This is a genomic window from Enterobacter sp. SCRI0065, from assembly GCF_059766475.1.
Genome location: NZ_JCBAJB010000001.1, coordinates 174,368 through 196,768, shown reverse-complemented (window position 1 = coordinate 196,768; position 22,401 = coordinate 174,368). Strand labels below are relative to the sequence as shown.

Sequence of the window (22,401 nt, the reverse complement as noted above, 5' to 3'; positions counted from 1 at the left end):
CCCGGTGGCGATGTCACCGGGCTTTTTTCAATTGCGTCACCACCAACTGATGTCGCACATTATAGAACTTCCGATACGTTAAATAGCAGGCAATAATCGTCGACAGACTGGCGGTTGAGAGCAGCATAAACGTCACCATAATCTGGTACTTAATCGCCTTCACCGGATCAATACCTGCAAAAATCAGCCCCGACATCATCCCCGGTAAACTCACCAGCCCGACCGTTTTCGCTGAATCCACCGTTGGAATCAACGACGCGCGAATACTCTCTCGCATCAATCGTACCGAAGCCATTTTTGGCGTCGCGCCAAGGCTAAGCTTTTCCTGAATTTGCTGCTGCTCGCTGCTAAAGCGCTGCCCCAGATTGTTGTAGCAAAGCCCCACCGCCACCATCGCATTCCCGGCAATCATCCCGGCGATCGGGATGACCTGCATCGGAGCAAACTCAATCGAGCCGGAAAGCACCAGCACCGTCAGCGTTAAAGCTGTTCCGGTTGTAATCGCAATAAACGACGAGATAAAAGCTTTATCGATGTATTTACTGCGCTTTTGCGCATTCCAGGCTGCGTTGAAGCAGATAAACATCACCATCAACAGCGTGAGCACGGCGTGATCAACGTTGAAAATGTATTTCAGTACATAGCCGACAACGATCAGTTGAATCACTGCCCGACAAATACTCCAGATAATCTCTTTTTCCAGGCCGAGTTTTTCCCGGTAGCTGACGACAATCGCCACCAGCACCAGCAGCATCGAAAAGGCCAGTGATTCATTGGTGATGTTATGCTCGCCCATCAGTCGTCTCCTGTACTTTTCCGCCCTGGGGTTTAAGGGTCATGACGTCATCCGCATGTTTGATTTCCTGGGCGTCGTGAGTGACCCATAACACGGCGATATTTTGCTCTTTAGCGTAGCGATGAATGATGTCGTTCACGTTTTGCTTATTGCTGTCATCCAGCGCGCTGGTCACTTCATCCAGCAATAGCACCTTTGGCAGAAATTGCAGATTGCGAATCAGGGAGACACGCTGCTTTTCCCCACCTGACAGTTCAGAGACGGATTTGGTGAGCGTTTCCTGCGACAGGCCAAAACGTTCTAAATCTGCCTGTAACGCTTCTGGTTCCGGCGTTTTGCCGCGAACCTGCCACGGGAAAATAAGGTTGTCGTAAACCGTGTCGCCAAACAGTGAGGGGGTTTGTACGCAATACGAAACCTGCTGACGGTAGCGCTCGGGTGAGAGCGTTGAGATATCGTTGCCTTCGAAGAGAATTTTGCCTTCTGTAGGGCTGAGTAAAGAGGCAACAATCTTAAGTAACGTGCTTTTACCACAGCCTGAGGGGCCGGTGATTAACCTGAATTCTCCCGGTGAAAGGCTCAGATTGATGTGCTGTAGTATCGTGAAACCTACGGCGTGATATCCAATATCGTCAAGCTCCAGAATCGCTTTATCGTCCTTCATATTATTCTCATTTCAGTCTTACCGTATGAGCGAAGTGTAACTCGGTTCGCCCGTTGACGGCGACATCTCCTCAAGCGGTAGGATAACGTTTCACTGGTACTTAAATTAGGCAGGGACTCACTAAATCCAGATGCGCCAAGTCAGTCAACCCTCTTTCACAGATGAACAAACCCACCAACAAATAAAAAACAAATCCATTCAAAACCATTACAAAAAATCAAAATAAAAACATAAAACAGTCATAGACATGTCTAACAAAAGTCTATTTAACTTTCATATGAAATAAGTCAAATAAAAGACTTTAAATTGACTTGATCCAATTTAATTCGTCACTGTATGATAATTGAACTTAGACTTACAAAAAGTCACAAACAAACATCAAATGACTTATAAAAGTCATTAATGGAAGAAAATCATTTACAGACTGCGGGCAGTAAAAGCAATTGGTCGAACAAACATGGTCTAGCGCATCGCTGATCTGAATGTGAAAAAAATCATATACCTTTAGGAATGAAAAAAATGAGTACCTCCGTAAAGCTGTTGGCAATTATGGTCGCGCTGTCCGTTGCTTCTCCTTGCGCTCTTGCACTGACGTCTGAGCAGGCCACTGCTAATCTTAAGGGCGCTATCGAGTTCGCGCACATTGCTCACAAAACCTATAGTGCTGCAATCAGGAGCGAGTACGCTGCAAGCATTGATGCCGATAATGCCCTCAATACGCCAAACGAAAATGCCATGATCGATGCGCACCTTGCTGCACGTGCTCACTTAACGGATGCCCGTCAGGATCAGAAGTTCGCTGAGCAACAGTTACAAGCTGCCCGACAGGCGTTCAAAGATGGATCAATCGCCCCTGTTGCCGCACCACAGCAATCACCATTACAGCCGAACAAAGCTCCGCAAAAAACGCCATCAGCAACGCCTGCGGCAATACCGGTTAAAATGAACGCTCCCGTTGCTGTTACGCAAGCCGTGCCATCTAAGACGCCTGCGATGACAGTTCAACTGACACCGCAGCCAATGAATGTTCCGGTTGCTACCGTACAGTCCGTGCCGTCTAAGACGCCGGTGGCACCAGTTCAGCAGACGCCACAGGCGATGAATGTTCCGGTTGCTACCGTCCAGTCTGTGCCAAATAAGGCACCGGTGATGCCAGCTCAGCTGACACCGCAGCCAATGAAAGCACCGACCACGCTCGTCCAGTACGTACCAAATAAATCACCGGTAATGCCAGTTCAGCTGACACCGCAGCCAATGAAAGCACCGACCGCGATCGTACAGTCCGTGCCGTCTAAGACACCGGTGGCACCAGTTCAGCAGATGCCACAGGCGATGAATGTTCCGGTTGCTACCGTCCAGTCTGTGCCAAATAAGGCACCAGTGATGCCAGCCCAAGTGACACCGCAGCCAATGAAAGCACCGACCACGATCGTGCAGTCAGTGCCAAATAAAGCACCGGTGATGCCAGTTCAACTGACACCGCAGCCAATCAAATCACCAACCGCGATCGTCCAGTTCGTACCAAATAAAGCACCAGTAATGCCAGCTCAACTGACACCGCAGCCAATGAAAGCACCGACCACGCTCGTCCAGTACGTACCAAATAAATCACCGGTAATGCCAGTTCAGCTGACACCCCAGCCAATGAAAGCACCGACCACGATCGTGCAGTCCGTACCAAATAAAGCACCGGTGATGCCAGTTCAACTGACACCGCAGCCAATGAAAGCACCGACCGCGCTCGTGCAGTCCGTGCCAAACAAGGCACCGGTGATGCCAGTTCAACTGACACCGCAGCCAACGAAAGCACCGACCGCGATCGTCCAGTCCGTACCAAACAAGGCACCAATGATGCCGGTTCAGCTGACGCCGAAGCCATTGAAAGCACCGGTTGCGGTCACGCAGTCCATGCCTCAAAAAACACCGGTCCTTCCGACTCAATTGACGCCTCAGCCTAAAACCGTACCGACCGCTGTCGTGCAAACCACACCGCATACCGCACCGACGCAACCGTCCGGGCAGCAATCAAACGGCACAACCTACAATGTTTTGAGCATCAATCAGATGAATAGCATCTATGTTGATCAAACCAACAGTCGCCAGATGTCCAACACTAACCAGCGCATTGATAGCAATAGCCAACGCATCGACAGCAACAGCAAAGCTATTTCTCGGAATGCGAAAGACATTGATGAGACTAAAGAGGAACTCAAACGCGGATTGAATAACGCGGCAGCCATGTCTAGCCTGCATTATCACTCTGATAACGCATGGGCACTCTCAACAGGGACCGCAAACGGAGACGGCGCAGCGCTGGCTGGTGGTTTACAGAAAGGAGTTACTGAACACGTTGCAGTTAACGTTCAAGCATCATCCTCGTTTGATAACGGTTGGATGGCAGGTGCGGGTATCACTGGAGATTTCTAATCCAGGCAAGAACAACAACCCTTGAAGGCCATCTGAGAAGATGGCCTTTAACTTTTACCACTCATTAGTTTTCATTAAGTCTTAAAGAAAAACTTCTGCTTCCTTGCTTTTACCTTCAGAAAATAGACTTATCAATGTCTACATTTATTGACGACTTTCCAGCCTGAGTAAGTTTTTTCTTCCATTTGTGATCAAGCAAACTTCCCGCACACGTAGCTAATGGCCTCACTCCTTCAGAGGTGTTAAACTTTTTCGCGATTAGATAGACACGCTTATAACTATAGGAAGTAGCAGGCATGACACACATTTTTTATGAGTTCACATCACTTAAGCCAGGCGTACCTAATGTAGAAACATTAATGGAAGTCATCAATTCCTCTGCTGAGACCAGTTTCGTTATCAGTGCGGAGGTTGTTGATTTCGTCAAAAAGGCATTAATAGTCAACACCACTATTGGCAGCTTCAAAAATTGCAGGTTTGCCTTCAATAATGGCGCACATTTTGTCGAATTCGACAGTAAAGGAAAATCGAAGCGCTACGACGAAAAGCCAACCTGGTATGTGTCACCTGAAGAATTTTCCCGCTCACAGTGGCTTATCAACCATAACTTATCCGACGTTGCCGCGACTGAATTTATTAGCGTACTTATGTCATATCCGTTAAAGGAGCGCCGTGCGCACTGTAACCTTCTGTTCGGATTAGACTTACATAAGACTGGTGCTGTACAGCAAGGTGCCACGACGGTCAGCAAAATGGGCAATAAGAACGGGAAAACCACAAAATCTAAAATTATCGATCTGGGTTCATTTGAGTTATTCAATCAGTTCTTCGGACGCTTAAAAAGTGCAGTCTTTGCCGACGAGTTTCCAACATTGCAGCGTCTCACTGAGATCGACAATCTTGCCAAAGCACCGAATCACTTAAAGCAAGGAATCAGGACGTGGTTCAAGGCGATCACAGGCGATCTTCCCCCTAATAACAAGCGAGTCGGTGCCGGAAATGCCGAGTTGTTTTGTGCCCCAATACGTGAGCAATTACAGCAAATAGAGGCAATCGGGCTCGATAAATATTATCAGGATCTTTCCAAAGCCATTAATCGCTCCGATGAGAAGTACATTTCAGACTTTTCATTCACTTATAAAAAAGATAATTGATATCAAAGCGTATCGATGTCATGAGCATTCATGGGCGAATTCCCCTCCGATAACCGATATACTGATGTTCAACAAATGAACATTTTTCATTACGACACGGAATTCTAAACAGGAGGTTTTTTATGATGATCGTTATTCCCATCCTTATTTTTGTGGTGCTGGTTATCGTCGGCGCAGGCGTAAAAATTGTGCCACAAGGTTATCAGTGGACGGTTGAACGCTTTGGCCGCTACACCAACACGCTCCAGCCAGGCCTCAATATTGTCGTCCCGTTCATGGACCGAATTGGTCGCAAGATCAATATGATGGAGCAGGTGCTGGATATCCCTTCACAGGAAATCATCTCCAAAGATAACGCCAACGTTACCATCGATGCCGTGTGCTTCATCCAGGTTATCGACGCGCCAAAAGCGGCCTATGAAGTCAGCAACCTTGAGCTGGCTATCATGAACCTGACGATGACGAACATTCGTACCGTTCTCGGTTCAATGGAGCTTGACGAAATGCTCTCCCAGCGCGACAGCATCAATACGCGTCTGCTGCATATCGTCGATGAAGCCACTAACCCGTGGGGTATTAAAGTCACCCGTATCGAAATCCGCGATGTGCGCCCACCGGCAGAACTGATCTCATCGATGAACGCGCAGATGAAGGCCGAGCGTACTAAGCGTGCCTATATCCTTGAGGCAGAAGGTATTCGTCAGGCCGAGATCCTCAAAGCCGAAGGGGAAAAACAGTCGCAAATCCTTAAAGCCGAGGGCGAACGTCAGTCTGCATTCTTACAGGCTGAAGCCCGTGAACGTTCGGCAGAAGCAGAAGCCCGCGCAACGCAAATGGTATCGGAAGCTATCTCTGCGGGTGATATTCAGGCGATCAATTACTTTATCGCGCAGAAATACACTGATGCGTTGCAGCAAATTGGCTCAGCCAATAACAGTAAAGTGGTGATGATGCCGCTTGATGCCAGCAGTCTAATGGGCTCCATCGCCGGTATCGCGGAACTGGTGAAAGACAGTGGAAACGAGCGCAAAAAATGATTGAAACGATTGCAGCACATCCGCACGTGTTCTGGTTGAGTTTGGGTGGCTTATTGCTGGCGGCAGAAATGCTCGGCGGCAATGGCTATCTGCTCTGGAGCGGAGTGGCAGCGGTGATGACTGGGATCGTCGTCTGGCTGCTACCGTTCGGCTGGGAATGGCAGGGCGTTCTTTTTGCCGTGCTGACACTGGTCGCCGCGTGGCTGTGGTGGAGATGGCTGACGCGTCAGGTTCGCGAGCAAAAGCCCGCCGATGCGACACTCAATCAACGAGGCCAGCAGTTAGTGGGTAAACGCTATACGCTGGAGACCACGCTAGTCAACGGTCGTGGGCACGTGCGCGTGGGTGATAGCTCATGGCCGGTCGTGGCAGACGATGACCTTATTGCAGGTACTCAGGTTGAAGTGACGGCGGTCGAAGGTATTACGCTGCACGTCAAAGCCTGTTAAGCATTCGCCTTACGATGGCAGCAGCCGGAAAGATTATCCATAATCGGGCAATCGGCGCTGTCATCTCCCGGACAAGACTCGGCCAGCGCCAGAAGCTGCTTGCGCATCGCTTCAAGTTCAACGATATGACGTTCAATTTCCGCGACTTTTTCGAGCGTGCGACTTTTGACGTCTGCGCTGTGGCGTTTGGGATCGTTAAACAGATGCACCAGCTCGCCGCACTCTTCCAGGTTAAACCCTACCTGCCTCGCCTGGCGTAGCAGCGTCAGTTCATCCAGATGCTTTTGTGCGTAACTGCGATAGCCGTTTTCGCTACGCAGCGGCGGCGTGACCAACCCCTTCTCCTCGTAAAAACGAATCGCTTTACTGGTTAACCCGGTCTTTTTTGCAACGTCACTGATATTCACATTTCCCCCTTGACCTTCCCCTTGATGGAAGGTTTAACCTTCATTACTGTTAGATAAAAACATTATGTCGGTCAATAACTGGCCGAATAATTATACAGGAGTTTAGCTATGTCTCACACAATCGACCTGAAGCTGGATGGCCTCACCTGCGGCCACTGCGTCAAACGCGTTAAAGAGAGCCTGGAGCAACGCCCGGACGTTGAAAGCGCCGACGTCACCGTCGATCGCGCCCAGGTCATTAGCAGTGCCAGCGCAGAGGCGCTGATCGACACCATCAAACAAGCCGGATACGGGGCGGAGCTTAGCCACCCAAAGGCTAATCCGCTGACAGAGTCATCAATCCCGTCGGAAGCACTGACAGCGGACACTTCTGAGCTTCCGGCAGCCGATGGCCTGGATGACAGCCAACAGCTGTTGATCAATGGCATGAGCTGCGCCAGCTGCGTCTCTCGCGTACAAAATGCATTGCAGGCCGTACCGGGTGTGTCACAGGCACGGGTCAATTTAGCGGAGCGCACTGCGCTGGTCATGGGCAGCGCGTCCGCCTCCGAACTCGTTCAGGCGGTCGAAAAAGCGGGCTACGGTGCCGAAGCGATTGAAGATGATATCGAACGTCGCGAACGTCAGCAGGAAAACGCGATTGCCACCATGAAACGCTTCCGCTGGCAGGCGATTGTCGCGCTGCTGGTAGGTATTCCGGTGATGGTATGGGGCATGCTCGGCGACAACATGATGGTCACCGATGAAAACCGCACTCTGTGGCTGGTTATTGGTGTGATCACGCTCGGCGTGATGGTTTTTGCAGGTGGGCATTTTTACACCAGCGCCTGGAAAAGCCTGAAGAACCGAACCGCCACGATGGATACGCTGGTTGCGCTGGGTACAGGAGCGGCGTGGCTCTATTCAATGAGCGTTAACGTCTGGCCGCAATGGTTCCCGATGGAAGCACGCCATCTCTATTATGAAGCGAGCGCGATGATTATCGGCCTGATTAACTTAGGCCATATGCTCGAAGCGCGCGCCCGTCAGCGCTCATCGAAAGCGCTGGAAAGATTACTCGATCTCACACCGCCGTCTGCTCGCGTGGTGACGGATGATGGTGAAAAAACGCTGCCGCTTGCCGAGGTTCAACCCGGCATGACGCTGCGTCTGACGACCGGCGATCGCGTCCCGGTCGATGGGGAAATTACCCAGGGCGAAGCCTGGCTGGATGAAGCCATGCTCACCGGGGAACCTGTACCCCAGCAAAAATCCGCAGGCGATGTGGTCCATGCCGGAACCGTGGTACAGGACGGTAGCGTGTTATTCCGCGCCAGCGCCGTGGGTAGCCATACCACGCTGTCGCGCATTATTCGCATGGTGCGCCAGGCGCAAAGCAGTAAACCGGAAATTGGCCAACTGGCCGATAAAATTTCTGCCATTTTTGTGCCGGTCGTCGTAGGTATTGCTCTGTTCAGCGCGGCTATCTGGTATTTCTTTGGCCCCGCGCCGCAAATCGTCTATACGCTGGTCATCGCTACCACGGTGCTGATCATCGCCTGTCCTTGTGCGTTGGGTCTCGCGACGCCGATGTCGATTATCTCGGGCGTGGGTCGCGCCGCCGAATTTGGTGTGCTGGTGCGCGATGCCGATGCATTGCAGCGGGCCAGCACTCTCGACACGCTGGTGTTTGATAAAACCGGGACGTTGACCGAAGGCAAACCGCAGGTCGTGGCGGTGAAAACGGTAGGCCTCACCGAGGCGGAAGCCGTCAGGCTTGCCGCTGCGCTCGAACAAGGATCCAGCCACCCGCTGGCGAGGGCGATTATCGAGAAAGCCAGCTCCGCAGCCCTGCCACAGGTGAGTCACTTTCGCACCCTGCGCGGTCTGGGCGTGAGCGGCGAAGCTGAAGGTCATACCTTACTGCTCGGCAATCAGGCGCTGTTGAATGAAAATGGCGTTGATACCTCAGCGCTTGAAGATGAACTGAAAGCGCAGGCCTCGCAGGGTGCGACGCCGGTTCTGCTGGCCGTTGATGGTCAAGCGGCAGCGCTGTTGGCAGTGCGCGATCCGCTACGTCAGGACAGCATTGCAGCGCTAAAACGCCTGCACCGCGCAGGTTATCGCCTGGTGATGCTGACCGGCGATAACCCAACGACCGCCTATGCTATCGCCAAAGAAGCGGGCATAGACGAGGTGATTGCAGGCGTGTTGCCGGATGGCAAAGCGGATGCAATCAAAAAATTGCAGAACGAAGGTCGCCAGGTGGCGATGGTCGGCGATGGCATTAACGATGCTCCGGCGCTGGCACAGGCGGATGTGGGAATTGCGATGGGCGGCGGAAGCGACGTAGCCATTGAAACGGCAGCAATTACTCTGATGCGCCACAGCCTGATGGGCGTTGCCGACGCGCTGGCCATTTCCAAAGCTACGTTGCGCAACATGAAACAAAACCTGCTTGGCGCATTTATCTATAACTCGTTCGGTATTCCAATTGCCGCCGGGATCCTGTGGCCACTGACGGGAACCTTACTGAACCCTGTTGTCGCAGGGGCTGCGATGGCGCTGTCCTCCATTACCGTGGTCAGTAACGCCAACCGACTGCTGCGGTTTACACCGAAGGATTGAACCTAACCCTCCTACGCGCTAGCATGAGCCTTTGCATTCATGGAGCGCGTATGAGCCTGTTTAATCGTATAAAAGCCACGTTCCGCGCCCTGTTTCCCCGCCGTTATCCCTGGCCGGGGATGGATATTTCGCTTCCAGGCGGACAGCATTTACACCTGGTCGGCAGCATCCACATGGGCACGCGCGACATGTCGCCGCTGCCTCCCGCGCTCATAAAACTGTTGCGCAATGCCGATGCTCTGGTTGTCGAAGCTGATATCTCCGGTCACGAATCCCCGTTTGCCAATCTCGATCCTGCCCCGCCGCTGAATGAGCGTCTTAGCGATACGCGGCTGGCCGAACTTGAGCGCGTCGCTGACGAACTGGGGCTCTCGCTCTCCATGCTGGAAACCCAGCCGTTGTGGCAAATCGCGATGGTGCTTCAGGGAACGCAGGCGCAACGTCTGGGTTTGCGCGGCGAATATGGTATCGATTATCAGTTGTTGAACGCCGCCCGGGCCCGTGATTTGCCGATAATCGAACTGGAAGGTGCTGACAGCCAGATTGCGCTTTTACGCGAACTGCCTGATGACGGCATTTTGCTACTGGACGATACATTAACTCACTGGCACACCAACGCACGTCTGTTGCAAACCATGATGAGCTGGTGGCTGGACACGCCACCGGATAGTGACAAGCTGGCGCTACCCTCGACATTTAGTGAGTCGTTGTATGATGTCTTAATGCATGAGCGTAATCAGGCGTGGCGAACCGCATTGCATGCCTTACCCGCAGGTCGCTATGTTGTTGCCGTCGGTGCGCTGCATCTCTATGGAGAGGGAAATTTACCGTCGCTGTTGACGTAAAAAAATGGCCAATATTTCTATTGGCCCGTCAAAGAGGAATTTCATCGTTATTATTATGCCGAAGGAGACCTTCGGTGTGAGCCGATTGTCGCTCAAACTCTGCATCTCTGCCAATACTATTGCGCAAGATGGTGCTATTTTTTAGACAACCGTCAAGCGTATGCTTAACGCGATAATTGTCTGTGGTAAGAAGGATCACTATGACTCCCGCCGTTAAATTACTCGAAAAAAACAAGATTCCTTTCCAGATTCATACTTACGATCACGACCCAAGTGAGACCAACTTTGGCGATGAAGTCGTGCGTAAACTGGGGCTAAATGCCGACCAGGTCTATAAAACGCTGTTAGTCGCGGTGAATGGTGATATGAAGCACCTTGCCGTGGCGGTGACGCCCGTGGCAGGTCAGTTAGATCTCAAGAAAGTGGCTAAGGCGCTAGGTGCCAAAAAAGTCGATATGGCCGACCCGATGGTTGCGCAACGGACCACAGGCTATCTGGTTGGCGGCATCAGCCCATTGGGGCAGAAAAAACGCCTGCCGACGCTGATTGACGCGCCTTCGCAAACGTTCGATACCATTTACATTTCTGGCGGTAAACGCGGGCTGGATATTGAACTAGCCGCCAGCGATCTGGCAAAAATGCTGGATGCTAAATTCGCCGATATTGCACGCAGAGAGTAAGTTAAACATTCACGGAAAGTAGGCCGGGTAAGGCGCAGTTCAACGCCGCTACCCGGCACAAACCCCGTTTACTGCCAGCTCACTTCACCTTTCGGCTCGTAAGCATTCACATCTATCGGCGAGTTCTGCTGAATAAACTGCTTCAACACCTCGGCATCAATAAACCCAGTATTCACATAGCCTGGTTTATTATCGATATGCGGATAGCCATCGCCACCGGTGGCATTAAAGCTTAACGTCGCCAGGCGATACGTTTTGGCGGGATCAATCGGTTCGCCTTTGATTTTCAGGTCGTTTAACGTGCCGTCCTTCGCCGTAAAACTCACGTTGGCAAATTGCGGATAGGCACCAGAATCGGGCTTCATCTGCGCGACGGCGGTAAGATACTCGATGACCTCTTTACCGCTCATGTCCGCGTACACCACCACGTTGCCAAACGGCTGTACCTTCAGCACATTTTTATAGGTGATATCACCGCCTTCAATGGAATCACGAATGCCACCGCCGCTCATTACGCCAAAATCGGCATTCGTTCGCGCCACTTGTGCCGCCAGCAGCAGGTGACCCATGTTGGTTTGCACGAAGCGAACTTTACTGCGGTCCCCTTCCAGTCGTCCGTTGAGTGTGCCAATTTTAACGTCTAGCTGCGCTTTTCCTTTATTCTGGAACGGCGTCAGCAGGGACAGCATCTGGCTATTTTCAGCAATTTCAGGCGTATAAAGTACGCGCTCACTTTTGCCGTCGTCGTAGGTGACTTTCTTCTTCAGGTTCACTGGAATCAGCTGGTAATGCACCAGTTTCATTTCGCCGTTGCGGAATTCAAAATCGGCACGACCCACGTATTTGCCCCACTCGTGAGCCTGCACAATCCAGATTCCATTCTGACGATCCGGCGCGCAAGGCGTGCCTGGTACGTAATCAGCCTGTTTTTTATTCTCCGATGCCATACAGACAGGATCTTGTGAGTGACCACCCACAATCATTGCCAGCGCGCCCGTTGGAAGGCTGCGAGCCATTTCCACATCACCCGGCGCGTTTGAACCGTGCTCGCCGTTATCGTAATGCCCCATATGGGTGGTTGCGATAATTACATCGGGTTTTTCGTTCTGATTCAGTTCCTGAATGACCAGCTTTGCTTCCTCTGCTGGCTTACGGAATTCGATGTCGGTGAAATATTCAGGATTACCAATTTTTGCCGTGTCGTCGGTGGTTAAACCAATTACCGCGATTTTTAAATCCTGACGTTTAAATAATGCCCAGGGTTTAAACAGGCGCTCACCGGTACTTTTTTGATAAATATTGGCGGAGAGGAAAGGAAATTTCGACCACTTCTCCTGCTGGCGAAGTACCGTTAACGGATTATCAAATTCATGGTTGCCGACGGCCATGGCGTCATAGCCAATCAGGTTCATGCCGCGGAAATCCGGTTCTGCATCCTGCAAATCTGACTCTGGTACGCCGGTATTAATATCTCCACCGGACAGCAACAGCACGCTACCCCCCTGCGCTGCCACGTCTTTGCGAATACCATCCACCAGCGTTTTTTGCGCCGACAGGCCATATTCACCGTATTCGCTGCGCCAGAAATGACCGTGGTGATCGTTGGTATGCAGGATCGTTATTTTATAGGTTTTATATTTTTCATAGGCCTGAGCCGGCAGGCTTGCCAGACCCCATGCGGCTATCAGCGCCAATGCGACGCCTCGCTTCATTAACTTCATCATCTCGCTCCCTGACCAAAAGACAAACGCTGAAATTACAGCGAGTCACAAGAATAGACAAATATGTTTTCAGAATTGCGACTTTCTTCAAATCCCACAGAAAGGTATGTTAGTCGGATAATAATGACATCCTGCACTTCTCATCACTCAATACGTGGTATTTATGGCAATCACTGAATCACCTCAGCCCGCTACGGGCTCTGCGGCGTTAACACCTAAAGCGCGCACCTCGTTTGGTATATTAGGTGCCATCAGTCTTTCACATCTGCTGAACGATATGATCCAGTCGTTAATTCTGGCGATATATCCGCTACTGCAATCCGAGTTTTCACTCACCTTCGTACAGATTGGGATGATCACGTTAACGTTCCAGATGGCCTCATCTCTGCTGCAACCGGTTGTCGGTTACTGGACGGATAAATATCCGATGCCGTGGTCGCTACCGATTGGCATGTGCTTTACCTTATGCGGCCTGATACTGCTGGCGATGGCGGGTAGCTTTGAGATGGTGCTGGTGGCCGCTGCGCTGGTCGGTACTGGCTCGTCGGTGTTCCATCCTGAATCATCCCGCGTGGCGCGTATGGCCTCCGGTGGGCGTCATGGTCTGGCGCAGTCATTGTTCCAGGTCGGGGGAAACTTTGGCAGTTCGCTTGGCCCCCTGCTTGCCGCCGTCATCATTGCGCCATACGGAAAAGGTAACGTGGCGTGGTTTGTGCTGGCCGCGTTGCTGGCTATCGTCGTACTGGCACAAATCAGTCGTTGGTACGCCGCGCAGCACCGGGTAAATAAAGGGAAACCAAAAGCCCCCGTTATCAATCCGCTGCCACGTGACAAGGTTATTTTAGCCGTATCAATACTACTGATGCTGATTTTCTCGAAATACTTCTATATGGCGAGCATCAGCAGCTATTACACCTTTTATCTGATGGAAAAATTCGGATTATCGGTACAAAACGCGCAGTTCCACCTGTTTGCCTTCCTGTTTGCCGTTGCGGCTGGCACGGTGATTGGCGGCCCTGTAGGGGATAAAATAGGACGTAAATACGTCATTTGGGGCTCCATTCTCGGTGTTGCGCCGTTTACGCTCGTTTTACCCTATGCAAACCTCGAATGGACGGGGATTTTGACGGTGATTATTGGATTTATCCTCGCCTCTGCCTTTTCGGCGATCCTGGTGTATGCGCAGGAGTTGATGCCGGGCCGTATCGGTATGGTTTCCGGTTTATTTTTCGGTTTCGCCTTCGGCATGGGAGGCCTTGGAGCCGCAGTCTTAGGGCTCGTTGCAGACCATACCAGTATCTTTTTAGTCTATAAAATCTGTGCTTTCCTTCCGCTTCTGGGGATACTGACCATATTCCTACCTGATTATCGGCATAAAGCGTAGTTATCCTGAGGCCAAAGCTAAACTTTGGCCTCAGCCCAGCCTACTGCCATAAGGCTTTCCTCTTCATCCTCGTGTTAATTTGTCCTAATCTGCTTTTTTTAACGCTTATTGCTGTTTTCTTCAAAGTTCAACAATTATTCATAAACATAATGGCCAAAATTGTCATAAACTATTAATCGGCCTTTTGGTTTTTACGCCAAAAATGGAACACCCCACGACGAAAGGAGACGGAATGCATCACGCCACACCGCTTATCACCACCATTGTTGGTGGCCTTGTACTCGCTTTTATCCTCGGCATGATTGCCAATAAGTTACGTATTTCTCCTCTCGTGGGCTATCTCTTAGCCGGTGTTCTGGCGGGTCCTTTTACGCCTGGTTTTGTCGCGGATACCAAGTTGGCACCAGAACTGGCGGAATTGGGCGTGATTCTGCTGATGTTCGGCGTAGGTTTGCATTTCTCGTTGAAGGATTTAATGGCGGTAAAGGCCATTGCCATTCCCGGCGCGATCGCTCAGATAGGCGTAGCGACACTGTTGGGTATGGCGCTTTCAGCGATGCTGGGCTGGTCACTGATGACCGGCATCGTGTTTGGACTGTGTCTCTCAACCGCCAGTACCGTGGTGTTGCTGCGCGCGCTTGAGGAGAGGCAGTTAATAGACAGCCAGCGTGGGCAAATTGCCATTGGCTGGCTGATTGTTGAAGATCTGGTGATGGTCTTAACGCTGGTCCTGCTGCCCGCCGTCGCCGGGATGGTTGAAAAAGACAACGTCGGTTTTGCCTCGCTGGCGTTAGATATGAGCATTACCATCGGGAAGGTCGTTGCCTTTATCGCGATCATGATGGTGGTTGGGCGTCGTCTGGTACCGTGGATTATGTCGCGCAGCGCGGCAACCGGCTCTCGTGAGTTGTTTACCCTTTCCGTGCTCGCGCTGGCGCTTGGTATTGCATTTGGTGCAGTCGAGTTCTTTGACGTTTCCTTTGCGCTGGGCGCGTTCTTCGCCGGGATGGTGCTGAACGAATCCGAACTGAGCCACCGGGCCGCGCACGACACGCTGCCGTTACGTGATGCCTTTGCGGTATTGTTCTTTGTCTCCGTCGGTATGTTATTCGACCCACTTATTTTGATTGATCAGCCGTTGGCCGTACTGGCGACGCTGGCGATTATTATCTTCGGTAAATCCGTCGTGGCTTTCTTCCTGGTCCGCATGTTCGGCCACTCACCGCGCACGGCACTGACCATCGCGGCAAGCCTGGCGCAGATTGGTGAATTTGCCTTTATCCTGGCGGGTCTGGGCATGGCGCTGAACCTGCTGCCGCAGGCCGGGCAGAATCTGGTGCTGGCCGGGGCGATTCTCTCTATCATGCTTAACCCGGTACTGTTTGCACTGCTGGAGAAATATCTCGCTAAAACCGAGACGCTGGAAGATCAGACGTTGGAAGAGGCGACTGAAGAAGAGAAGCAAATCCCGGTGGACATCTGCAACCATGCGCTGCTGGTCGGTTTTGGTCGCGTCGGGAGCCTGCTGGGCGAGAAGCTGATGGCACAGGGCATCCCGCTGGTCGTGATTGAAACGTCGCGCACCCGCGTGGACGAACTGCGCGCACGTGGCATCCGAGCGGTGCTGGGTAATGCGGCAAACGAAGAAATTATGAATCTTGCACACCTGGACTGCGCTCGCTGGCTGCTGCTAACCATTCCTAACGGCTACGAAGCCGGTGAGATTGTCGCAACCGCGCGTGAGAAGTGCCCGACGATTGAAATTATCGCCCGCGCGCATTATGACGATGAGGTTGAATATATTACCGAACGTGGCGCGAATCAGGTGGTGATGGGCGAGCGTGAAATCGCTAATACGATGATCATGCTGATTGAGAAACCGCCAATTGAAGAGGCGGTTACGGGTTAATTTGTGCGGTCTGGGCCTCTCCCCCTAAGGGGCGAGGGGTCTTCGTTTACCTGTCCCAGTACGACTCTTCCAGGCTGTCTTCCCTTTCCGGCAAGCCGCGCGTCAGGCGTGGTGAATGCTGGTTCAGCACCTGATAACTGACGCGGTTCGCATATTTACACACCTGTGCCAGCGACGAGTATGTCAGCCAGCTGATCTTATGTTTGCTGGAGTTAGGGACATTGGTTCTGTGGTAGGCATTGGCGGTGATATCGTGCAGCAGCGCGGCCAGCGCGCCATCGCCGGCGCCGTTGGTGTTCATGATCTTCTCCGGCCCACCCATATAAGGGGCGATATGGGAGTAAATACGCAGCGGATTTTCGCAATCCTTGTGGCGCATCGCACGGCTGAACTCATACTGGTTAAACTCGGCAATCGCCCCAGGCAGCAGCGGATGCTGGGTTTTACGTTTGCTCTCTTCTTCGGTAAAGCCGGCCATATAAAGCCCAACCGGTCCGGCGGTACACAACACCAGATCAACCCAGTCCAGCGCTTTATCAGACGCCAGTAGCGGATCGTTTTCACCGGTTAGCGCTTCGGCTTCTTCTTCGTTCATCGCCAGAATCGAGACGTGCTCCTTCAGGAACGCCTGCCACCATTCAGGGTTATCGGCGATCACAAATTTTGTCCCGAGCGTCAGCACCACCGGCACATTGTATTTTTTGGCGTATTCAATCGCCTTCATGGTGGCTTCTGGCATCGGTTCGCCTGGCTTACAGCGCACCAGATAGGAAGTCAGAACCAGCGCTGATGCCCCCGCAATGACCTCTTCCGGAATACTTTCGGCACGTAGCTTATTCATGTGACCAGGGCTAATGGCAAAAGTACGCTCACCGGAATCGCTAATCAGCGTAAAGCAGCGACCAATCGCCCCATCAACACCTTGCAGGTAGTTTAGATCGGTGCGACTGGAGGTATTACAGAGGTAACGGTAGGCATAGCCACCGATGTCGATATTGCTGCACATTACGCCGAGCAGAACCGAACGATCGTCGGCCAATACGGAGTAGTTGTGCATGGTATTGCCGATGGTGCCACCGGCAAACTGATGAGTGATCAGGTTTTCCCGTACCAGTTCCTGATACAGTGCTTCGGCGACATCATCTTCGATAACCAGCGAATGGCCAGAACTTAGCCCATAACGTGCAACAAACGCATCATCAACTTTAGCTTCGATATCCACCAGCGTCTGATCGATACCCACCACCCACGCCGCATTGGTTTCATTGACCGGCTGGAACTGTTGCAGTAGCGGGTCACGGGCGTTGACGGGGAAATAGTGTTTGGATTTGCGTTTACCGGGAAATTTCATTTTCTGGGCTATGTGTGACGAATGGGCCGGAAATGGTAGCACAAACCCGGCCCGATGCGCGATTAGCGGCTTGTGGTCGCCAGCGAGACCATCATTTCGATATGTTCAGGAGAGTCGTTAAGTGCCGGAATGTATTCGTACTTTTCGCCACCCGCCTCAAGGAAAAATTCCCGGTTTTGCACCGCGATTTCTTCAAGCGTTTCGAGACAATCAGCGGAGAAGCCTGGGGACATCACCTGGATGTGCTTCACGCCCTTTTCGCCCAGCATTTTAAGCGTTTCGTCAGTGTACGGCGTTAACCACGGTTCACGGCCAAAGCGAGACTGGAAGGTCATCATCACCTTCTCTGGCGGGAATTCCAGTGCGGAGACCAGTTCGCGCGTGGTATCACGACAGCGCTGCGGATAGTCATCGCCTTCATCGGCATAACGCTGAGGGATACCGTGGTAGGAGAGCAGCAACATATCTGGCTCGCCGTGCTCGGCAAACGATGCGCGGACGCTGCTGGCAAGGGCGGCGATATACATCTCGTTATCGGCATAGTCGCGAATAAAGGTGATGCCCGGAACATAGCGACGCGTCGCCATAATGCGCGCCAGTTCGTCCCAGACGGCCGCTACCGTCGAGCAGGAATACTGTGGATAGAGCGCCAGCACCACGATATGCTCAACGCCCTGCGCCAGCAGGTTCTCTACGGCGCTTTTCAGAGAAGGCTTGCCGTAGCTCATGCCCAGCGCAACAGGGACATCGGGCAGTCGAGCCGCCAACGCTTTTTCCTGACGACGGCTGTAGACCATCAGTGGAGAACCTTCTTCCATCCAGACGGACTGGTACAGCTTTGCCACACGTGGAGAACGAATCGGCAAAATCACACCGCGCAGCAGCGGCCACCACAGCAGTTTTGGAGTATCCACAACGCGTGAATCGCTCAAAAACTGGCGCAGATAGCGTTTAACTGCCGCAGGGGTGGATGCTTCGGGAGTGCCTAAATTGGCAAGTAAAATGCCGGTTTTTGCCTGACTCATTCACGCCTCTTAACCATTTGAATAGCTGCTAATTGTAGCGGAAATGCGGGTAAACGGAACCCATTGCTGCGATAGGAAATATGAGAATATTTCTCACCCGGAGGACCCGGGTGAGAGGAACGTGCTTAGCCGAGGATTTTTTCCAGCTCTGCACGAACTTCAGCGACCGGCTTAGTGCCGTCAACTTTCGCATACTGGGTGTTACCCGCCTGCGCTTCTTTCGAGTAGTAGCCGATCAGCGGCGCGGTCATCTGATGGTATTCCACCAGGCGTTTACGCACGGTCTCTTCCTGATCGTCTTTACGCGTGCTCAGCTCGTCACCGGTCACATCGTCTTTGCCTTCAACCTTCGGTGGGTTGAATTTGATGTGGTAAACGCGGCCAGAGGCAGCGTGAACGCGACGACCAATAATGCGGTCAACGATCAGCTCGTCCGGTACGTCAAATTCCAGAACGTAATCCACTTTGATGCCTGCTTCTTTCATAGCATCAGCCTGTGGAATGGTACGCGGGAAACCGTCCAGCAGGAAACCGTTACGGCAATCTTCCTGAGTGATGCGTTCTTTTACCAGCGCGATAACCAGTTCGTCAGTCACCAGCTTGCCTGCGTCCATGATGTCTTTCGCTTGTTTACCCAGCTCGGAGCCAGATTTAACAGCGGCACGCAGCATGTCACCGGTAGAGATTTGCGGAATACCGTATTTCTCCATGATGAACTGTGCCTGAGTTCCTTTACCCGCGCCCGGAGCGCCAAGCAGAATAATACGCATTGCGAAAATCCCCTCAAAAGTTGGTTCAATTTTTCAAAAGCGCTAAACAATACCATCAGAACGAGTGTGGCTCAAGGAAGGCGGGACGGCTGAAACGGTTAACGGGGGAGATTATTTGGGATAGTGCGGAAGATTTCCCCTCCCCCCAGAGGTGAGAGGGAACCGATCGAGCCCCTCGCCCCCTTGGGGGGAGGGGCGATGTTTTATTACGCCAGCAGCAGCGCGTTCACACGTTTGATGAACAGGTTTGGATCTTCCAGCGTGCCGCGTTCGGCCAGCAGGGATTGATCCAGCAGCAGCTCAACCCACTCGGCGAAGCGCGCTTCATCCTGGGTATCCGCCGCACGTTTCACCAGCGGGTGATCCGGGTTCAGCTCGAAGATGTATTTCACTTCTGGCATCGCCTGGCCCGCAGCGGCGAACAGTTTCGCCATCTGCGTACCCATTTCGTCGGCTTCAGTGGTGACAATCGCCGGGGTATCGGTCAGACGGTGAGTGAAACGCACTTCTTTGACGCGATCGCCCAGCAGGGTTTTCACGCGCTCCACGAACGGTTCCAGTGCTTTCTCTGCTTCTTTCGCGGTGTCATCTACGTCATCCGCCAGTTTGTCGATAGACTCATCGGCTTTGGCAACGGACTGGAAGCTTTTGCCGTCGAACTCGGTCAGGTAGTTCATCATCCACTCATCAATGCGGTCAGAAAGCAGCAGCACTTCGATGCCTTTCTTACGCAGCAGTTCCAGGTGCGGACTGCTCTTCGCAGCAGCGTAGCTGTCAGCGGTGATGTAGTAGATTTTCTCCTGCCCTTCTTTCATACGGGACACGTAATCTTCGAGCGAAACGGTCTGCTCAGAAGAGTCGGTGTGCGTAGAGGCAAAGCGCAGCAGTTTAGCGATAGATTCAACGTTCGCAGAATCTTCCGCCGGGCCTTCTTTCAACACCAGGCCGAACTGTTTCCAGAAGGTCTGGTATTTTTCCGCGTCGTCTTTCGCCAGCTTGTCCAGCATCTGCAGGGTACGCTTAGTCAGCGCGGTACGCAGGTTGCGGGTCACGGTGCTGTCCTGCAGGATTTCACGCGAGACGTTCAGCGGCAGATCGTTAGAGTCGATCAGGCCACGGGTGAAACGCAGGTAGTTCGGCATGAACTGCTCGGCTTCGTCCATGATGAACACGCGCTGTACGTACAGCTTCAGACCGTGCTTATGATCGCGGTTCCACATGTCCCACGGTGCCTGCGCCGGGATATACAGCAGGCTGGTGTACTCCTGCTTACCTTCCACTCGGTTGTGGCTCCAGGTCAGCGGATCGGTAAAGTCGTGGGCAATATGCTTGTAGAACTCGTTGTATTCGTCGTCTTTGATCTCAGACTTGTTACGCGTCCACAGCGCCTGCGCCTTGTTGATTTTCTCCCAGGAGACAACGGTTTCACCGTCCTGCTCTTCCTGTTTTTCAATTTCTACCGGCAACGCGATATGGTCAGAGTATTTGCTGATGATCGAGCGCACGCGCCAGTCGTTCAGGAAATCGTCTTCGCCTTCACGCAGGTGCAGGGTGATTTCGGTACCGCGATCGGCTTTGGTGATGTCGTCGACGGTGTATTCACCTTCGCCGTGGGATTCCCAGAACACGCCGTTTTCAGCGCTTTCGCCCGCCGCACGGGTACGCACGGTGACTTTGTCCGCCACGATAAACGCAGAATAGAAGCCCACGCCAAACTGACCAATCAGTTGGCTGTCTTTTGCCTGATCGGATCCCATGGATTCGAGGAACGATTTGGTGCCTGATTTAGCGATGGTTCCAAGATGGTCTATCACTTCATCACGGCTCATGCCAATACCGTTGTCGGCAATGGTCAGGGTGCGGTTTTCTTTATTGAAAGAAACACGCACGCGCAGCTCACCGTCGCCTTCATACAGATCCGGTTTAGACAGCGCGCGGAAGCGCAGCTTGTCCGCCGCATCCGAGGCGTTCGAAATCAGCTCACGCAGAAAGATTTCTTTATTGGAATACAGGGAATGGATCATCAGGTGCAGAAGCTGTTTCACTTCTGACTGGAAACCACGGGTTTCTTGTCCTTTCATCTTAAGTCGACCTCAACAGTGCCATTTAATGGGGTTTAAAAGCGTTGAGTGAGAGATGGGGATACGGGGGGAGAATTTCAAGCGGAGGCCACGATTGCAGCCTCCGTTTGGTCAGAAATTAATCTTACGACGTCCAGCCAGAGAGTGCGACAGCGTGGTGCCATCGACCATCTCCAGCTCACCACCGACCGGCACGCCGTGGGCGATACGGGTAGCCTCGACGCCATACTGGCCGCAGAGATCGCCGATGTAGTTCGCCGTCGCTTCGCCTTCCACCGTGGGGTTGGTGGCCAGAATGACTTCCGTCAGCGATTCTGACTCAAGACGCTGCTCAAGCCTATCGAGACCGATATCATCAGGACCAATACCATCCAGCGGAGAAAGGTGGCCCATCAATACGAAGTAGCGACCAGAAAACTGCCCGGTTTGCTCAATGGCGTATATGTCCGCAGGACTCTCCACCACGCAAATTTGGCCATTTTCCTGGCGACGCGGATTCGAACAGATGTTACACACGTCCTGCTCGGTAAAAGTGCGGCAATCCGTACAGTGACCAATTTCTGACATGGCGCGGGTCAATGCCTGCGCCAGTCGCATTCCGCCGCTACGATCGCGCTGCAACAGCGTAAACGCCATCCGTTGCGCTGACTTAGGGCCAACGCCCGGCAGACAGCGTAACGCTTCCATTAACTGCGTGAGCAGCGGGCTGGTTTGCATCAGAACGGCATCTTAAAGCCTGGTGGCAACTGCATACCGGAGGATACAGACGCCATTTTTTCTTTCTGAGTTTCATCGATACGACGCGCAGCATCGTTAAATGCAGCAGCAACCAGATCTTCCAGCATATCTTTGTCGTCTTCGAACAGGCTTGGGTCGATTTCCACACGACGGCAGTTATGCGCGCCATTGATGGTCACTTTCACAAGACCGGCACCGGATTCGCCAGTGACTTCCAACTGGGCGATTTCTTCCTGCATTTTCTGCATTTTGTCTTGCATCTGCTGGGCCTGTTTCATCAGGTTACCCAGACCGCCTTTACCACCAAACATAGGCTACTCTCTTCAGTCACGTTAAGGATTACAACCGTCAGTCAG

Annotated in this window: 19 protein-coding genes; 9 read left to right on the top strand and 10 right to left on the bottom strand. The window is 52.5% G+C overall.

From position 1 onward, the window contains the following. Nucleotides 1–13 precede the first annotated feature (13 nt). Nucleotides 14–796 (bottom strand): iron efflux ABC transporter permease subunit FetB, encoded by a 783-nt coding sequence (gene fetB / locus AC6EMZ_RS00910; RefSeq protein ID WP_498400498.1) that lies wholly within the window; start codon nucleotides 794–796, stop codon nucleotides 14–16. Next, nucleotides 783–1,460, bottom strand: coding sequence for an iron efflux ABC transporter ATP-binding subunit FetA (gene fetA / locus AC6EMZ_RS00905; RefSeq protein WP_498400497.1), 678 nt, complete (start codon nucleotides 1,458–1,460; stop codon nucleotides 783–785). Before fetA ends, fetB begins: the two co-directional genes overlap by 14 nt. A 519-nt stretch (nucleotides 1,461–1,979) precedes the next feature. On the opposite strand from fetA, the gene AC6EMZ_RS00900 reads away from it, so the two are divergent. From AC6EMZ_RS00900 to AC6EMZ_RS00885, 4 genes are all read left to right on the top strand, one after another. Next, complete coding sequence (locus AC6EMZ_RS00900; RefSeq protein WP_498400496.1) at nucleotides 1,980–3,887, top strand: hypothetical protein; 1,908 nt, start codon at nucleotides 1,980–1,982, stop codon at nucleotides 3,885–3,887. A gap of 296 nt (nucleotides 3,888–4,183) precedes the next feature. Next, the gene (locus AC6EMZ_RS00895) at nucleotides 4,184–5,041 is read left to right on the top strand and encodes a hypothetical protein (protein ID WP_498400495.1); all 858 of its coding nucleotides are present in this window, start codon (nucleotides 4,184–4,186) and stop codon (nucleotides 5,039–5,041) included. A 122-nt stretch (nucleotides 5,042–5,163) separates the two neighbouring features. Continuing rightward, nucleotides 5,164–6,078 carry an SPFH domain-containing protein gene (locus AC6EMZ_RS00890; protein WP_498400494.1) on the top strand — a complete coding sequence of 305 codons (915 nt, stop codon included), beginning with the start codon at nucleotides 5,164–5,166 and terminating at the stop codon, nucleotides 6,076–6,078. After that, nucleotides 6,075–6,527: an NfeD family protein gene (locus AC6EMZ_RS00885; RefSeq protein WP_498400493.1), complete on the top strand. Its 453-nt coding sequence runs from the start codon at nucleotides 6,075–6,077 to the stop codon at nucleotides 6,525–6,527. Before AC6EMZ_RS00890 ends, AC6EMZ_RS00885 begins: the two co-directional genes overlap by 4 nt. On the opposite strand, the gene cueR is transcribed toward AC6EMZ_RS00885, so the two are convergent. Continuing rightward, nucleotides 6,524–6,934 (bottom strand): Cu(I)-responsive transcriptional regulator, encoded by a 411-nt coding sequence (gene cueR / locus AC6EMZ_RS00880; protein WP_498400492.1) that lies wholly within the window; start codon nucleotides 6,932–6,934, stop codon nucleotides 6,524–6,526. The two genes, AC6EMZ_RS00885 and cueR, sit on opposite strands and share 4 nt — an antisense overlap. 108 nt (nucleotides 6,935–7,042) lie before the next feature. Here cueR and copA point away from each other — a divergent pair, with 108 nt between their 5' ends. The 3 genes from copA to ybaK all read left to right on the top strand — a co-directional run bounded on the left by copA (nucleotide 7,043) and on the right by ybaK (nucleotide 11,066). Next, entirely contained in the window at nucleotides 7,043–9,541 is a 2,499-nt protein-coding gene (copA, locus tag AC6EMZ_RS00875) for a copper-exporting P-type ATPase CopA (protein ID WP_498400490.1), read from the top strand. Between the two features lie 50 nt (nucleotides 9,542–9,591). After that, nucleotides 9,592–10,386 carry a TraB/GumN family protein gene (locus AC6EMZ_RS00870; RefSeq protein WP_498400489.1) on the top strand — a complete coding sequence of 265 codons (795 nt, stop codon included), beginning with the start codon at nucleotides 9,592–9,594 and terminating at the stop codon, nucleotides 10,384–10,386. 200 nt (nucleotides 10,387–10,586) lie between these two features. Next, nucleotides 10,587–11,066, top strand: coding sequence for a Cys-tRNA(Pro)/Cys-tRNA(Cys) deacylase YbaK (gene ybaK / locus AC6EMZ_RS00865; protein ID WP_498400488.1), 480 nt, complete (start codon nucleotides 10,587–10,589; stop codon nucleotides 11,064–11,066). 68 nt (nucleotides 11,067–11,134) lie between these two features. On the opposite strand, the gene ushA is transcribed toward ybaK, so the two are convergent. Further along, nucleotides 11,135–12,787: a bifunctional UDP-sugar hydrolase/5'-nucleotidase UshA gene (gene ushA / locus AC6EMZ_RS00860; protein WP_498401448.1), complete on the bottom strand. Its 1,653-nt coding sequence runs from the start codon at nucleotides 12,785–12,787 to the stop codon at nucleotides 11,135–11,137. 163 nt (nucleotides 12,788–12,950) lie between these two features. Here ushA and AC6EMZ_RS00855 point away from each other — a divergent pair, with 163 nt between their 5' ends. Further along, nucleotides 12,951–14,171 carry an MFS transporter gene (locus AC6EMZ_RS00855; RefSeq protein ID WP_498400487.1) on the top strand — a complete coding sequence of 407 codons (1,221 nt, stop codon included), beginning with the start codon at nucleotides 12,951–12,953 and terminating at the stop codon, nucleotides 14,169–14,171. Nucleotides 14,172–14,403: 232 nt separating this feature from the next. After that, the gene (ybaL, locus tag AC6EMZ_RS00850) at nucleotides 14,404–16,080 is read left to right on the top strand and encodes a YbaL family putative K(+) efflux transporter (protein ID WP_498400486.1); all 1,677 of its coding nucleotides are present in this window, start codon (nucleotides 14,404–14,406) and stop codon (nucleotides 16,078–16,080) included. Nucleotides 16,081–16,126: 46 nt separating this feature from the next. On the opposite strand, the gene AC6EMZ_RS00845 is transcribed toward ybaL, so the two are convergent. The 6 genes from AC6EMZ_RS00845 to AC6EMZ_RS00820 all read right to left on the bottom strand — a co-directional run bounded on the left by AC6EMZ_RS00845 (nucleotide 16,127) and on the right by AC6EMZ_RS00820 (nucleotide 22,356). Further along, nucleotides 16,127–17,431, bottom strand: a complete 1,305-nt coding sequence (locus tag AC6EMZ_RS00845; RefSeq protein ID WP_498400485.1) for an inosine/guanosine kinase — start codon at nucleotides 17,429–17,431, stop codon at nucleotides 16,127–16,129. Between the two features lie 62 nt (nucleotides 17,432–17,493). Beyond that, nucleotides 17,494–18,456, bottom strand: a complete 963-nt coding sequence (gene hemH / locus AC6EMZ_RS00840) for a ferrochelatase (RefSeq protein WP_498400484.1) — start codon at nucleotides 18,454–18,456, stop codon at nucleotides 17,494–17,496. 125 nt (nucleotides 18,457–18,581) lie between these two features. Then, complete coding sequence (adk, locus tag AC6EMZ_RS00835; RefSeq protein WP_498400483.1) at nucleotides 18,582–19,226, bottom strand: adenylate kinase; 645 nt, start codon at nucleotides 19,224–19,226, stop codon at nucleotides 18,582–18,584. A 206-nt stretch (nucleotides 19,227–19,432) separates the two neighbouring features. After that, the gene (gene htpG / locus AC6EMZ_RS00830) at nucleotides 19,433–21,307 is read right to left on the bottom strand and encodes a molecular chaperone HtpG (RefSeq protein WP_498400482.1); all 1,875 of its coding nucleotides are present in this window, start codon (nucleotides 21,305–21,307) and stop codon (nucleotides 19,433–19,435) included. Between the two features lie 111 nt (nucleotides 21,308–21,418). Continuing rightward, nucleotides 21,419–22,024 carry a recombination mediator RecR gene (gene recR / locus AC6EMZ_RS00825; RefSeq protein WP_498400481.1) on the bottom strand — a complete coding sequence of 202 codons (606 nt, stop codon included), beginning with the start codon at nucleotides 22,022–22,024 and terminating at the stop codon, nucleotides 21,419–21,421. Continuing rightward, nucleotides 22,024–22,356, bottom strand: coding sequence for a YbaB/EbfC family nucleoid-associated protein (locus AC6EMZ_RS00820; protein ID WP_271267765.1), 333 nt, complete (start codon nucleotides 22,354–22,356; stop codon nucleotides 22,024–22,026). The genes recR and AC6EMZ_RS00820 overlap by 1 nt, the downstream gene beginning before the upstream one ends. Nucleotides 22,357–22,401: the final 45 nt, after the last annotated feature.